The sequence below is a fragment of the Bacillus sp. AFS040349 genome (genome assembly GCF_002577655.1).
GTDB lineage: Bacteria > Bacillota > Bacilli > Bacillales > Bacillaceae > Metabacillus.
In genome coordinates this window covers 22610-37278 of sequence record NZ_NUMC01000088.1, presented here as the reverse complement: position 1 = coordinate 37278, position 14669 = coordinate 22610, and the positions used below count along the sequence as shown (strand labels likewise).

Sequence of the window (14669 nt, the reverse complement as noted above, 5' to 3'; positions counted from 1 at the left end):
TTCATTAGTTTTACACTTCCGAAAAAAAATTGACCCTAAGCTTTTCACTTAGGGTCAATTCGCTTATTCATTATTTCATTTAAGATATTCGTTGAGATAGATGCAGCTTCACTATTTGACTCTTGTATGGAAAGGTATATTTCTTTACGATGAATCTCTACATCTCTAGGGGCATTAATTCCTAATTTAATCTGATCACCATTAATAGATAGAATTGTAATTTCTATGTCTTCACCAATTTTAATGGATTCACTTGTTTTTCTAGTTAAGACTAACATTATGTCACATCCTTATTTTTCTCCTAATTCAGCAAATAAAGGGTATCTTATTTCATAGTTCGGGTTATTTAGAATGATTTGTTTACCTATTTTCTTCTTATGATTGATGATTAAGGGTGCCTGAAGATTAGCCGTTGAATCTTTTAGGGACTCTTTTACTGTCATTATAGCCAACACTTCTAAATCTTCTGCACTCGTTAATTGAAGTGCCTCTTTTTCACCGTCTGTTAAGTCAAATTCATAATCCTTAGTGTAGTGAAACGGGTTAACTACGATAAATCCTAGTTCTGTTGTTTCAATCGATTGAAGTATTGAAAAAGGAGATTCTTTATCTAAAGGAAGTAGAGTGAATTTCTTTTCTGTAATAAACCCAGGTATTCCGTTTTCAAATTTAATAATTTCATTTTCATCTATATTGATTTCACCATGATATTTCGTCTCTATCAACATTCATCATCATCCTTTTTGGTTATACCATTATATCTATTGTTTCAAATTCAATATTTAGATTATTTCTTTGCGCGAGGCTAATTTCTACTTTTCCTGGCTGATAGTCATGAACCGGTTTATTGATTCGCACTGAAATTATAGGTTTATTTGGAGTTATACTTGTCTCGACAACTGCAGGTTGGTAGTTAATCTTCACACTTCCAACAGAAGGCACAAACCCTATACCAAATTCTTTTGTAGGTTTTTGTCCATTCCTTTTTGCTTGCATAGAAATAGGATTACCACTATTTTCAATTTTCATAAGTTCTTCGCCTTCTTGAGCTCTCCTCTGTATACCTACTAACAATCCTTGTTTACCCATTTGAGCAAACTCTTCAGTTCTAAGAAAAACTGACTTCAAATCAACATCTGCTCTAGCTTGTGATTGATCAATGGTTAATTTCCCTTGGATTGTTCGTATTGATAAATCTGCCTTAGGTTGTTCAATTGACATATCTGCTTTTGGTTGATTGATTTGATTAACGGCTTTTCTAGTTTCCATTGAAATTTGTGCATTTGTGCTTTCAAGTCTAATTTGAGGTATATTCACGGCAATCACTCCTAGTAAAAAAGCTATCCTAAAAAAGATAGCTTAACGTAAAAAGTCCATTAAAGTTGGTTGAATAATTTTAGATCCCGCAGATAGGGACGCACGGTGAATACTTTCTTGAATGGTTAAGTCAGTAATCACCCGTTCCATGTCAGCATCTTCATTATCAGATAATATTCTGTTTGCAATAACTTCTTGGTCTGCTAGACGTTTGTCTATTAGTTCAAGTCGGTTATACCTAGCTCCTAGTTCGGCTCTTTCAGCAGTCAAATTACCTAAATGCTTGTCCACAGCTTTTAACAGCTGGTCACCGTTTTCTAATGTCCCGATACCATCAGATAAATTTCTTTCTATTTCTTCCAATGTGTTCAGATAATCCTTCCCAAAAACATTATGCGAATTAATGTTTACCTTTAACTGGACACCTTTTGAAACCTCAACATTATAAGAGGAAGTATCTTGTGTGAATGTGTATTCTTTATTTCCAACAGCATCCGTTGTAAAAGAAGCGTCTCCTATTGGAGCAGTTTGCGTTTTTTGACCATTAAAGATATATTTACCGGCTACCTGAGTATTGGCAACTCCCATTAAATCTTCTTTTAATTGTCCGATTTCAACACCGATTGCTTTTAGGTCCTCTGGGCTATTTGTTCCGTTCTGAGCTTGAACAACTAATTCACGAATTCTTTGGGTGATTTGTGTTGCCTGTTCAATACCTGCTTCTGAATTTTCCAGCCATGTGTATGCCTCAGAAAGATTTCTCTGATATTGTTCATTTTCAGTTAAGTTCGTACGATAGAACATCCCTTTGATTGCTACTACCGGGTCATCCGAAGGTCGAGTTATTTTCTTTCCTGTAGCTAATTGATCTTGATATTTACCTAGCTTCTCATAGCTGTTACTCAAGTTTCTTAATGAATTATTCGCTAACATGCTTTGTGTTACTCGCATATTTAGTCACCTACCTTCCTGCACCCATACCGTTAATGATTTTGTCTAGTAGCTCATCCTGTAAAGAGATCATTCTTGCTGATGCATTATATGCATGCTGAAATTGAATCATATTTGTCATCTCTTCATCTAGTGATACTGCGCTAACGGATTGTCTTCGCTCTTCAACAGAATCTCTAAGGACCGTACTATTCTTGGTCAATCTTTCCGCTTCCTGTGCATTAACAGCCATTCCACCGATGATGCCTTCATAGAAGTTTTGAAGAGTTGTGTTCGTTCCACCAATATCGATAACGTCATTTTTAACATTTGATAGGGAAACAGCGTTATTCCCATTTCCGATCTCTGGAAGATTACCATCTACTTTACGACCAGCTGCTATAAAATCCGTAGATTCTTTTATTTTATCTGTCAAACTTAATGTGCTCGCAGCACCCTTTGCATTTGACCCAACATTAAAGAAGTCAACATCTTCTTTGTCAAATTCATCAATAGGGTTCTTATTTGCATCATAATCTCGTAGATTCCAACCCTCACGATGAACAGCATTAAATTCTGATGCAAATTCATATGCCATGGTATCCAAATTGTTTAGCATATCTGGATATAAACCATATTCAACAACACTGCTGCCGTCATCTAATGTTTCAGAATAACCATATGAATCTATTAATCCACTAATCTTCCCAGCACTATTAAAATCCAAAATATTAATAGATTTAGAACCTATCTTAATACCTTCCGCTAGTCCCTCTGTAATATTTCCATTTTCATCAGTGATTTTTCTATAGGTAACACTAAACTCACTAACTCGTTGACTTTTACCATCTACTAAAGTTCCTAAAACCTTACCTTTGTCATCAACAATTTCAACAGTTGCTGTTCCTTCAGAAATTTTCAGAGCGTTACCACCAGAAGCGTTGTAAGAAACTTTGATATTTGCTAATGAAGACAATTTATCCAGTAGACGATCACGTTCGTCATAAAGGTCATTTGGTAAGTAGCCATTTGGTTCTATTTCTGAAATTTGTTTATTAATATTATTTAATTGATTTGCTAGTGAGTTAACTTCCTTCACAGAAACATCTAGCTCATTTTTTAAGTCACCTTGTACAGACTTAAGAGATGTTGCTAGATAGTTAAATGTATCAGCTACCGCATTTCCTCTTTCACGTACAACCGATCGTGCACCTGCATTTGTTGGGTCTAATGCTAGATCCTGTAGTGACTGCCAGAATTTGTCCAAAGAACTAGCAAAGCCTGTTTCTGATGGCTCATTCATAATTTCTTCCATCTTTTGAAGCGCATTTGCTCTTGATTCCCAGTAACCCAATTTATTACTTTCCGAGCGATATTGAATATCTAAGAAGCTTTCTCTTACACGTTGAACACTTTCGACCTCCACACCTGTTCCCATTTGACCAGGAATTTGCGGTCGATTTAAACCAAGTGAAGGATATGCTTCTGTTGCTTTAAAATTAACACGCTGACGTGTGTAGCCCTCTGTATTGGCATTGGCAATATTATTTCCAGTTGTATGCAAGGCACTTTGTTGGGTAAACATACCACGCTTAGCTGTTTCTAACCCCATAAAAGTTGAACGCATTTAGGTCCCTCCTATCTTTAAGCCTTTGAATCGAATATAGAACGATTGATACTCTGAGTCTCATCAGAGGATTGATCGTTATAATTACTAGATTCCTGTTGTCCCAAAAGAAGATCAAGGTTTAAATTAACAAAATTTAACGAGTGCTGAAGCAAATCCTGATTCAGTTCATTAATCTCTTTTAATATCTTCATTTGATCTACTAGCTGTTGTTGTAGATTTCTTAGTTTTTCTTTATCTTGAATTTTGTCAGAAGAAAGTAAATCAGATATCGTTAAACTCTGCGGAGAAATTGAAATCTCGTTTGCAAGTTGATGCTGAATTTTCTCTCTTTCATTATTTAATACTTCAATTGCTTTAATATGTTTTAACTCATCTTTCATTAATTCACCGAGGGCATCGATATTATCTGCTTTTATGATCTCAGTTTTTTTTAACGCAATTTGATGAAGACTTTTTTGGAGCTTCAGTATTTTTTCTAAATTATGACATAGCTGATCTTCAACAGACATACGACTCCCTCTTTCTTTCAATTATCTCTAATCTTTATATCGACCATTATCGATTATTATTTAGACCATTATGTGTAGATATTTATTAAAAGACCTTGAACTTCTCCAACAAGATTGAGAATGTTTAGCCCTTTTTGCTGCTTATTGAGCACTTCATTTGTTAAGTCAATTAGCTTACTGTCCACTTCTTTTACAATTTTATAAATTTTTGTACGACCTCTGCGATTAAAACCACGTTGATCCTCTAATTGAAGACCATTGTTAACTGCCTCTTCTAAAAATGTTTTTACTAGCTTTTTATATTTTTTCAAATCCTCTACAGTTCTTGACTCTGATAAAACTTTTCCTTGGTTTTCTATATCTTTAGCTAACGTAGCAAATCTTTCATACAGGGCATTTCCCCTTTTATTCGCCATCACTTCTGTAAAGCTTACAGATTCAGTTGCTACTGGCTGTTTTTTTTCTATGTTATTTAAAGTTGATCTTCCAATCTTTTGAACATCCATTTATTTCACCTCATTGGGTTATTAATAAAAACGATTGTTTTGCTACACCCATTTTATAAGAAGCATAAAAGAAAAAAAAGAGGAGGAGCCAATAAATGACTTACCTCCCAATGGTAATTATTTCAATAGTTGTAGAATTCCTTGTGGTAATTGGTTTGCTTGTGCAAGCATTGCTTGTCCAGCCTGGTTTAAAATGTTGTTCTTCGTGTATTCTGTCATTGACTTCGCCATATCTGTATCACGAATACGCGATTCAGCAGAAGTTAGGTTTTCATTAGCTGTTTGTAGGTTAGTAACAGTGTGCTCAAGACGATTTTGGAATGCTCCAAGCTTACTACGCTCTGCAGATACAAGGCTAATCGCCTTATCGAAAGCAGTAATAGCTTGTTGCGCAGCATTTGCTGTAGAAACATTTACACCTAAAACAGCATTTACACCAGCAGTTGATAATGTAGAGAAATCACCATTACGTGCAATTCCAAGCGTTGCAGCATCCATCACACCAAGTGATAGAGTTAATGATTCAGATGCATTAGCACCAATTTGTAATGCTACTTCTAAGTTTTTTCCTTTGTCTGCTTCGAAGTCACCGTCAATTAGAGCAATGTCCAGACCATTAGTTACACCTGAAGTATTACCATCATCTGTTTTGATTGTTCCTAATACTAAACTGTTGTTTGAAACAGAATGTACTGGGGCTAAGGCAGGTACAGGAGTTGGATTATCATTTTGTGCTTGTGTAATGATGGCATCTATTTCATTTAAAACTGTGTCTAAGTCTTTATCTGTTACATCGATCGTAGCCACACCACTACTGTAAGCTGCTGCCGGGCTATTAAAGTTAATAGTTAGACCATCAATCTTCAAAGTGTCTCCAGTTTTAGGTACTTCAGAGAACGTGATCGCAATTGGTTTTGCCTGAGCTGAATCAGGACTTGCAACTAAAGAAGTTGTTGGTGTGTTCGTTGCAGGGTCATTAAATGTAACTCCACTAGCAATATTTGTTGAGATGTTTTTACGAGTACCTAAATCTTGTACATCCTTTGGTGACATTGGATTTACTGTAGAAAGTGTTAGCTTACCATCAATAATTGCTCCGTCACCAGTTGTACCTGAATCTGCAGACGAGATTTTTGATACAGCAAAAGATTGATTGTCATTCTGAATAATTGCACTTTCTAATGAATTCATCAGTTTGTTAATATTACCTACAATTGCTGTGTCAGATGTAGATGCTGCATCATCCCATGCGGAAATGTTTACAGCAATATTATCACCAGTTACGCCAGGAGAGGTTCCATCAGTAACATCTATTTCATACGTTTTACCATTTATAATAAATGTTTTTCCTTCAAGATCCGCTTTTTGTAATGAACCTAGGTTGCTATCAAACTGAATTTCCACTTTCGCAGGTTCAGTCGGCTCTGCAGTCACAACACCGCTCCAAGTTCCGTTAGCAGTATAAGCAACCTGTGAAGTATTCACTTCCGCAAACGGTCTTCCCTCTGCCGATCCACTTAAAAGCTTTTTCGTGTTAAATTGTGTTGTATCTGCGATTCTATCAATTTCATATGTTAATTGATTAATTTCCATTTGAATTGCTTCACGGTCGCTGTCTTCTAACGTTCCATTTGCTGCTTGTACAGATAATTCACGCATTCTTTGTAGGATACTATGCGTTTCATTTAGCGCTCCTTCAGCAGTTTGAATTAATGAGATAGCATCTAAAGAGTTTCTTTCTGCCGTTTCTAACCCACGAATCTGTGAACGCATTTTTTCTGAAATTGCTAGACCCGCCGCATCATCAGCTGCTCTATTAATACGTAAGCCAGATGATAATTTCTCTAGTGTTTTAGACGTTTGTCCCATTGTTTGCGAGAGATTTTTATAGGCATTTAGTGCTTGTATATTATGATTGATTCTCATAGTCTATTTCCCTTCTTCAACCGTATTTGGTTCTCTTTCATATACCATTACATTTCGTTCATATGCATTTGTTTTTCTTAAAAGCTGTTGCTGTATCTGACTTGATTTATTATTTTTCATTGCAGTTTGCCATGCCCCTGAGATATCTTCTAAAATTGTTAACACTTCTTTTAGAGGTTCAATATCTTTCTTCACGTTAGCCTTAATCACAAGGTCTGCCATATAGTTGTAAAGAACATCAAGCTGTTCGGCAATAATACCTGCTTCGTAATTTATTCCTACACCTAAACGTTCTAATATATCGTTCACTTTTTTTAGCTTGTCGTTTGCTTCTATCAATCTTGAAGCTTCAATGTCTTGTATTGCACCTTTTGTATGATCTATTAACGCTTCATATAGTAATGAAGTAATTTCTTGAGAAGATTTCTGGTAAATGATTTCTTTTGTTAAAAAGTCCATAATTCTACCTCCCATTTTATTATCGGAATATCCGGTCAAGTTTTAATACTTTTTCTCCATTTCTTCAATAAGAAGTAGAATTTCTGCTATAACAGAATAAAGCTGTGGTGGTACATTTTCTCCTAAATCTATATCTAAAAGATGTTGAACAAGTCCCTCATCTTCCTGCATTTGAATGTTATGTTGTTTTGCTAGTTCCATAATTTTGGTTGCAAGCAACCCTTTACCTTGAGCTATAACAGTCGGTGAACCACCTTTGGATTCATCATAGCGGATGACTGCAGCAGAAGGACCATTTATTTGACGACGATTTTTTTGATTAAAATATTGCTGTGACATCATACTGAAAAATCGTATCCTTTCTCGGTCATTTTAGACAATTGAGTTTGTTGGGCACTTGGTGTAACAGTTTCTGGTTTCTCATTTGTGTTAAGTGGCTCGAACTTGATTCCCGCGATGTTATAACCAATATCACTTAGCCTTTCTTTTGCTAGTTCAGCAAGAGGCTCCATTTTTTCTTGAAAGCCTTGTTGATCGTTCTTTATCTTTACAGAGAGCGTACGGTCAGTTGATGTTAGCGAGATTCCTACTTCTCCAAGTTTTTTTGTTTCAAAAAGAAAGAATAAGCTACAATTCTCCCAATCTATTTTTTCATTCTGATTTTTAGAGTTTATAAAAACCTTCACATTTTCTAATTTTTCTTGTAGTAATAAAGGTAATGTGAACATTAGACTTTGAAGTCCAGATGGGTCGTTTTTACTTAGTAGCTGCTGTCCAGTTATTGAATTGAGCACCCCGTCAGCTTTACCCTCTCCATCATTCATTTTTAATAAAAAGCTTTTAAGCGACTGTGGTAGACTTTCCTGATTTCGATCTCTTGATACAAGTGCCTGAGCATGATCCGCTTCATGTGTTAAGCCTAGATTACGTAAATATTCATACGCATTTCTAGCCATCGGCTCTTGTTTTAAAGCATTCATTGACATTTCAAGATTTTGCGTTACTTGTTTTGATGCTGGTAAGTTTTCTAGATTTCCGAGCTCTTGTGACACAAAATGCTTCACACGGACATCTGAAGGTTTAAAGATCATTTTATCTAATACCGTTCTAACCTCTGAGACAATCTTTGTTGCTCCACTGAAATCACCTTTAGAAAGAAGCTTTTTAGCTTCAGCGAGCTGAGCACTTGCCGTTAACATCTTCTTCTCGGTTCTCATATCTGCATAAAGCATAAAATCACTTCGAAGTATCGCTTGATCTAACTTTTGAATCACAGTTTCAAGCATCGGCTTTGCCGTGATGGTTGAACGCGATTTAAACTGTTGAACAAGTTGCTCCACAGTTTGTAAGCTTTTAGAAATATCGTTTTTAAAGTTTTTGAAATCAATTGCCACTTGCGAAAGTTTTTTTGATACTGTTTCCACGATAAAGTTCTTAGATTGAATTGGAAGAGACGCAATTAGCTCTTCTTGCATTTGGTATGCTTCTGCTTGGTCTACTTGTGAAGATGAGTTCTGTGTCGGTGACACAGGGATTTCATTATTTATTTTTGTAAGAGATTGCATTAGTTCTTGTCTAGCACCGAGCTCTTTTCCGCCTTGAGCAAGGTCTTCTGCTTTAGTTAGAGAGTTTGCAAACGTTTCTTGCTGCTTTTCATTTAAACTAGTGGCTTGATTGAGAAGTGTTGATAACTTCTGAAAAACTTCATTCATGCTCGGTTCTTTTTTTAATACTTGTATAGCTTTTTGAATGAGTTGGCTTGAATTTGTGTTGGTGTTATTAAGTGTAGTTGATTCTTTTTGAACTGTTTCTAGTCTGGGCTGCTGCACCTGTTCTTGGCCCTGATTAGCCACTCTTGCCATGTTTTCAAGCTTCGTTGCATCGGAAAGTTTTGAGGCCACATTCTGTAATCTTCTTAATTCAGAAGAAAAGGATTCTCTTAACTTTTGAACAACTTCTTTAATATTTCTAGAGTTAATATCTGACTTTAGTTGATTAAGTAGTTCTAACTTCTTTGGATCAACAGTTACTTTTTCTAATAAATTTATAGCTTCTGATACCCTTTGGGCAGCTGCTTTTAATTGTAGTTGAGATTGTGCTGAGTTCCCTTCAGATTTCAAAGAATTTTCGGTTCTTCCTTGCGATTTGAATTGAAACTCTGGGTCTATTTGTTTTAATACTTCCTCAATCGAGCTTGCAAATGATTTCTCGTGTAATGCCTGGTGTACAGTCTTTATATGAATAGCTGTTGGTTCTAATCCTTTTTTCACCAAAGCTGAAAGAGTTTCAAGCTTTTGATCTAGTGTTCCATTTTTATCATCCATAAAGGTTTGGATTTGTTGAAAGGTATCTTTATTAAGGGGTATTCCTTTTGAAAGAAGGAAGTTAACAGCTGATTGTGTTTCATTCGAAACAGGTGCTCCACCATTTAATTGCTTTGCTACTCCATTTGTTCCAGCTAACGAATTTGTTTTTTCTGTAGTAGACAAAGAGATTGCTTTAACTTGTGGAATTTCCTGTTTGGTATTCGTTATTTCAACTGTCACTTGATTTTGCTTAGGAGGCTCTCCTTCGAACTTTACTTTGACGTCCTGGCCTCTTATTTGTAGAATAGCTTCGTTTTGAGGCAGTCTTTCTTTGACGAGCGCACTGTAAATATCTCCTTCCTTCAATGGGACTGATTTTGTAGAAGGGATATGAGAAGAGACTTTAAGCTCTGAATTTATTTGCACTTTTCTCACTCTCCATGATTATGAATATTTCGGGTACGCTCGTCCTTGAGCTATAGTGAACATCCGTGTATTAGATGTTTATGTTACTTTTTATAAAAATTCAATAATCCTTTTGCAATTTCCTTTGGATCAATTGTGTAGGTTCCGTTCTCTAACTGTGCTTTAATTGCTTGTACCTTTTCTTCTCTTGCTTTTGCAACCTCGTTTGATTGCTGAAGATCAATTGCTTCAGTAGAAATTTCAACTTTGTCTTTCTGCACTTGTGATTTTTGATTCGCGAGATCGCTTTTCTCTTGGTTTCGTTTATAAGGATTAACTCCCATTGATCCTATATTATTTATTTTCATGAGTATTCCTCACTTTCTCATTCACCCTTCGAATGTCTACTCTGTATATCGGATTATATTAATTTATTATTTAGCCATTCATTACTTTTTAGTACTTTGGGAGTAGAAAGTTGAAGCTGATGGCGAACTTTGTCGTTTGTTTCGCTCACTAATTTGCGCTTCTTGCTCTACCTGGTGAAGCTGCTTTTGAATATCATTGCTGCAGTTTTCACATAAACGATCTTTTCTAATCGAAGTCCCACACTTCTCACACGGATAACCCAAGTTAGGAAAGTTCGATAACTGAATTCTTCCAGTTCGAATAAACTTCAAAATCAGGTCTCTAGACACCCCTGTGCCTTCAACAACCTCATCTAAAAGTGCTTTACGATTTTCACGTTTTCTTAAGAATGCATAAACGATTTCATATTGCTTTTCTTCCTCTTTAAAACACTTATCACATACAGATCTAAATTGTGTTTGTACAAATAATGTGTCACAGACAGGGCAATTCGCTAATTCTCCCATACTATATTCTCCTATTCGGTTTCTTTATATATAGTATATCGGCACATATTTTAATATTTTTAGCTTCTAATTAATGTTAAAGAGGAAACGGAAGCTGCTCCATTGTCTTTCAACACCTTAGCAGCATGTCTCAATGTACTACCAGTCGTATAGATATCATCAATTAATAGAATCTTCTTGTTCATTATTTCACTAGAATCTACTATAGAAAACACGTTTGAAGCTGTTAATCGTTCCTGTCGTGATTTTTTTGATTGTTTTTCATGGTGGGTTCGCGTGAGGATATCGATTTGAGCTAGTGGGAGAAAGGTAGCGAGCAGCTTTGCTTGGTTAAAACCTCGTTCATATAACCGCTCTGGGCTTAGGGGAATTGGAATCGTAAAATCTATTTTCTCTTTAACAAGATTTGTTTTGTAGCATGCTAAAAACTCATTTTGAAAAACCTCTACCAACGCAGCATCACCGCGAAACTTAAAGGTAGCAAGCAACTCTTTCATCGAATCATTATACTCAAAAACGGAAACATTTTGCTGGAGAATGCTTTTCCAGTGAGGGTCATTTTCCCAAGTCAGACAGTCTTGGCAAACATTATCATCTTCTTGAGGTCTAAAGCATAGGGGACAGGTCGGGGAATTTATTTTCCTAAGGCTTTGATAACACTCATCACAAGCTTTCGGTTCACTTAATAGAAAACTTGTCCAACTCATTTGCTGTGAAAGCTCTTCATGACAAATAAGACAAAGAATAGTCATTAACCTCCCTGCGATTCACATAATGGTTTATCAGAAACAATTTTCGCACATTCTGCTAGTTTCACTAATAAAGAAGTCATTGCCTGTTTATCTACAAACTCAGCTTTCACATACATGACCTTATCCATATTCGTTACATAGCGTGGCTTTGTTTGGTTTAATGAAAGAGCTAGAATATCATCCATACATTCTGAGCATGTGCATTTGATATGAAGACCGTGCTTATATTCATCTAATAATTCCTTCATAATCCGTTCCATCGCATTAATAACCATATTCTTAGTCTCCCCACTCAAATTATGAATATATTATGCCATATGAAAAGGATTCCGGAAAGTAGTTACTAATTTTTGGTAATATAGTCACTTTTGAATGCTTTATGATTCATCTGTTGTATATGTCTTTTGGCATCGATCATTGCTTTTGTTTTTCCAAAATGAAAAAAGGTGATGTTGCCTTTGGGATAAAATGAACTTCTACCTACTCTACCGGATATTTGCACGAGAGCACTTTCTGTGAAAATTCCATCCTCACTTCCAAGCACGGCTACATCACTATTCGGAATTGTCACACCCCTTTCCAAGATGGTAGACGTCACAATAATTGGCATGTCACCACTTCGAAACCGCAGGACTTTTTCTCGACGTTCCGGGTCTTCAGCATGAACCCCTTCGATTCGCTGATCTAATTCTCTACACAAATCAACGACCTCATCAATAAGTCTTACAGAAGGTACAAATAAAAACGCCTGCTTTCCACTTTCTAATCTCTCTTTCAGCCACTGCACAACATTCTTCGGGAGCTTCCCTTTACTAAGCTGCTTCCTCCAATTCCCACACCAAGCAAATTCAGGTACTGGCAACGGATGACCATGATATCGTGCAGGAATTGTCACGGCATCCCGCTTCTTCTGTTTTACTTCATTCTTCCATTTTTCAGACGGTGTTGCAGTTAAATAAATAAGAGAGCTTTTTTCTTTCCGCGATTTTTCTACGGCAAATTGAAGGGAGGTATCAGCAGAGTATGGAAAGGCGTCAACTTCATCAACAATGATGCAATCAAACGTTTGTTTAAAGCGAAGGAGCTGGTGAGTAGTAGAGATGATGAGAGCTGCTGATTTGTGTTTCTCCTCGCTACCACCATATAGAGCAGCTATTGAGGTTGAAGGAAATACATGTCGAAGGCGAGGAGCTAATTCTAGTACAACATCAGTGCGAGGTGTTGCGATGCAGATTTTCTTGCCTTCAGTAAGGCCGCGTTCAATACCTTTAAATAGCACTTCTGTTTTCCCTGCTCCACAAACAGCCCAAACTAGGAGTTCACTGTTTTTGATGACGGCGTCTTCCACGCGTTGTGAGGCCATCGCTTGCCCTTTCGAAAGCTGCCCCTCCCATTGTAAGTGAGAGTCTGTTTCTTCAAGAAAAGGTGGTCCACTCCAACTATAAAGAGGTGTGCATTCACTGATTCTACCCATCATAATACATTTACGACAGTAGTGACACTCCGGTTCCCCACATTTCGCACAATCGAAGGACGAAAAAAAGGAAGAGTTTGAATTTCCACATCGTGTACAAACAAGTCGTTGCTGCTTTCTTCTAACCCCATAATTTAGTTGAATATAGCCTTTTTCATAATGATTTTGAATTTCTTCAACAGAGGAAGGAATTTCTGTGAGTAGTAATTCCTTACCCTGAAGATACTGTTGTAGTTTCTTTGAAAAAGAAAAATGCGGATTTTTTGGTATTTGTGGTAGTTGCTCATACCTTGACAGAGGTAAACCTTCATTATAGGTAAAAACCGGAGTAAGAAACGCGTTGTTATGTAGAAATCTCATATGTCACCTTTTAAAATCTTACGATAGCGTTTTTCAACACTGATTGGTGTACGTGACAGCTGTTCTGCAATATGTCTAAATTTCATTCCACTATTTCGTAATTCTAAAAGCTTTCGGTCCTCAAGAGTTGTCCAGTGGCGATATGTACGTTTGCTTTCTTCTTGGTCTTGTTGCATTGTGTTGTTGGATGTTGTATCCAATTGCTTATAACCCCCTTACTTATCTGAATAATAGTATGAGTCAATTCAGATAATCTGTCCATAATATTAGCAAAAATTAGGGAGTTAGTACTAAACCACTAGTACTAACTCCCTATAACTTACCCTATTATTTCTTATACCATCCAATCCCAATCGCACCTTCACCTAAATGTGTACCAACGACGGGACCAAAATAACTTACCATACATTCGATATTTTTGTACTTTTCTTGTAGCTCTTCCTTCATCTTCTCCGCTTCCTCAGGACGATTCGCATGAATCACAACAACCCGCATTGGCTCGTTATCCTTCGCATCCTCATGAAGCAAATCAAATACCCTATTTAATGCCTTCTTCTTCGTACGCACCTTTTCATAAGGCACAATCACCTTGTTATCAAAATGAAGAATTGGCTTAACTTGAAGTAAGCTTCCGATTAGTGCCGCTGCCCCGCTTAAGCGTCCACCTTTTTGAAGATTCGTTAAATCATCGACCATGATATAGGCACTCATCGTTTTTTTCATTTCTTCTAATCGTGCCATAATATCAGTCGGGGATTTTCCTGCTTGAGCCATCTCGGCTGCTTCTAGCGCGTAGAACCCCTGTACCATTGCGCTTACTTCCGTGTCAAACGGATAAACCTCGATGTTTTCTACCATGTCTCCTGCTGTAGCCGCTCCGTTATATGTACCACTGATACCACTTGAGAGATGAATTGAAATCACAGCATCATATTCTTTTGAGAGTCTTTCAAATAGCTCAACAAACATTCCGATCGATGGCTGTGATGTTGTTGGGAGCTCCTGATAATTCTTCATTTTTTCGAAAAACTGTTGTGAGGTGATTTCAACTTCTTCCTGGTAGGTTTCGTCCCCGAAGTTTACACTTAGAGGAATCATATGTATGTCATGTGATTCACGGATATGTTGAGGGATATATGCTGTACTATCTGTGACAATAGCCGTTTTCATAGTCTAATTCCTTCCTTGTCCATTATCGTTTTGTCCATTTCCCATTCTAC

The 14669-nt window shown here is 36.7% G+C and carries 18 protein-coding genes; all 18 read right to left on the bottom strand.

What is annotated here, in order from left to right; all coding sequences use genetic code 11:
* Nucleotides 1–44: 44 nt before the first annotated feature.
* The 18 genes from csrA to COD11_RS18745 all read right to left on the bottom strand — a co-directional run bounded on the left by csrA (nucleotide 45) and on the right by COD11_RS18745 (nucleotide 14619).
* A complete protein-coding gene (csrA, locus tag COD11_RS18830) occupies nucleotides 45–278 on the bottom strand; it encodes a carbon storage regulator CsrA (RefSeq protein WP_098798430.1) in 234 nt (77 codons plus the stop codon).
* Between the two features lie 12 nt (nucleotides 279–290).
* Nucleotides 291–728, bottom strand: a complete 438-nt coding sequence (gene fliW / locus COD11_RS18825) for a flagellar assembly protein FliW (protein WP_098798429.1) — start codon at nucleotides 726–728, stop codon at nucleotides 291–293.
* A 19-nt stretch (nucleotides 729–747) separates the two neighbouring features.
* The gene (locus COD11_RS18820; protein WP_098798428.1) at nucleotides 748–1317 is read right to left on the bottom strand and encodes a DUF6470 family protein; all 570 of its coding nucleotides are present in this window, start codon (nucleotides 1315–1317) and stop codon (nucleotides 748–750) included.
* Between the two features lie 42 nt (nucleotides 1318–1359).
* The gene (gene flgL / locus COD11_RS18815) at nucleotides 1360–2268 is read right to left on the bottom strand and encodes a flagellar hook-associated protein FlgL (RefSeq protein WP_098798427.1); all 909 of its coding nucleotides are present in this window, start codon (nucleotides 2266–2268) and stop codon (nucleotides 1360–1362) included.
* A gap of 10 nt (nucleotides 2269–2278) precedes the next feature.
* Entirely contained in the window at nucleotides 2279–3874 is a 1596-nt protein-coding gene (gene flgK, locus COD11_RS18810; RefSeq protein ID WP_098798426.1) for a flagellar hook-associated protein FlgK, read from the bottom strand.
* 17 nt (nucleotides 3875–3891) lie between these two features.
* A complete protein-coding gene (locus COD11_RS18805; protein WP_098798425.1) occupies nucleotides 3892–4386 on the bottom strand; it encodes a flagellar protein FlgN in 495 nt (164 codons plus the stop codon).
* 68 nt (nucleotides 4387–4454) lie between these two features.
* Complete coding sequence (locus tag COD11_RS18800; RefSeq protein ID WP_098798424.1) at nucleotides 4455–4892, bottom strand: YaaR family protein; 438 nt, start codon at nucleotides 4890–4892, stop codon at nucleotides 4455–4457.
* A 117-nt stretch (nucleotides 4893–5009) separates the two neighbouring features.
* The gene (locus COD11_RS27885; protein ID WP_098798423.1) at nucleotides 5010–6818 is read right to left on the bottom strand and encodes a flagellin N-terminal helical domain-containing protein; all 1809 of its coding nucleotides are present in this window, start codon (nucleotides 6816–6818) and stop codon (nucleotides 5010–5012) included.
* A gap of 3 nt (nucleotides 6819–6821) precedes the next feature.
* The gene (gene fliS / locus COD11_RS18790) at nucleotides 6822–7277 is read right to left on the bottom strand and encodes a flagellar export chaperone FliS (RefSeq protein WP_098798422.1); all 456 of its coding nucleotides are present in this window, start codon (nucleotides 7275–7277) and stop codon (nucleotides 6822–6824) included.
* Between the two features lie 42 nt (nucleotides 7278–7319).
* Nucleotides 7320–7616, bottom strand: a complete 297-nt coding sequence (locus COD11_RS18785) for an EscU/YscU/HrcU family type III secretion system export apparatus switch protein (protein ID WP_098798444.1) — start codon at nucleotides 7614–7616, stop codon at nucleotides 7320–7322.
* Nucleotides 7616–10009 carry a hypothetical protein gene (locus COD11_RS18780; protein WP_098798421.1) on the bottom strand — a complete coding sequence of 798 codons (2394 nt, stop codon included), beginning with the start codon at nucleotides 10007–10009 and terminating at the stop codon, nucleotides 7616–7618. Before COD11_RS18780 ends, COD11_RS18785 begins: the two co-directional genes overlap by 1 nt.
* A gap of 83 nt (nucleotides 10010–10092) precedes the next feature.
* The gene (gene flgM / locus COD11_RS18775) at nucleotides 10093–10356 is read right to left on the bottom strand and encodes a flagellar biosynthesis anti-sigma factor FlgM (protein WP_098798420.1); all 264 of its coding nucleotides are present in this window, start codon (nucleotides 10354–10356) and stop codon (nucleotides 10093–10095) included.
* 81 nt (nucleotides 10357–10437) lie between these two features.
* Nucleotides 10438–10863: a TIGR03826 family flagellar region protein gene (locus tag COD11_RS18770; protein WP_098798419.1), complete on the bottom strand. Its 426-nt coding sequence runs from the start codon at nucleotides 10861–10863 to the stop codon at nucleotides 10438–10440.
* A 59-nt stretch (nucleotides 10864–10922) separates the two neighbouring features.
* Nucleotides 10923–11615: a ComFC family protein gene (locus COD11_RS18765; protein ID WP_098798418.1), complete on the bottom strand. Its 693-nt coding sequence runs from the start codon at nucleotides 11613–11615 to the stop codon at nucleotides 10923–10925.
* Nucleotides 11615–11890 (bottom strand): late competence protein ComFB, encoded by a 276-nt coding sequence (comFB, locus tag COD11_RS18760; protein ID WP_098798417.1) that lies wholly within the window; start codon nucleotides 11888–11890, stop codon nucleotides 11615–11617. The genes COD11_RS18765 and comFB overlap by 1 nt, the downstream gene beginning before the upstream one ends.
* A 68-nt stretch (nucleotides 11891–11958) precedes the next feature.
* Entirely contained in the window at nucleotides 11959–13449 is a 1491-nt protein-coding gene (locus COD11_RS18755; protein ID WP_098798416.1) for an ATP-dependent helicase ComFA, read from the bottom strand.
* Nucleotides 13446–13649 (bottom strand): Myb-like DNA-binding domain-containing protein, encoded by a 204-nt coding sequence (locus COD11_RS18750; RefSeq protein ID WP_098798415.1) that lies wholly within the window; start codon nucleotides 13647–13649, stop codon nucleotides 13446–13448. Before COD11_RS18750 ends, COD11_RS18755 begins: the two co-directional genes overlap by 4 nt.
* A gap of 127 nt (nucleotides 13650–13776) precedes the next feature.
* On the bottom strand, nucleotides 13777–14619 hold the full coding sequence (locus COD11_RS18745) for a DegV family protein (protein WP_098798414.1): 843 nt from the start codon (nucleotides 14617–14619) through the stop codon (nucleotides 13777–13779).
* Nucleotides 14620–14669: the final 50 nt, after the last annotated feature.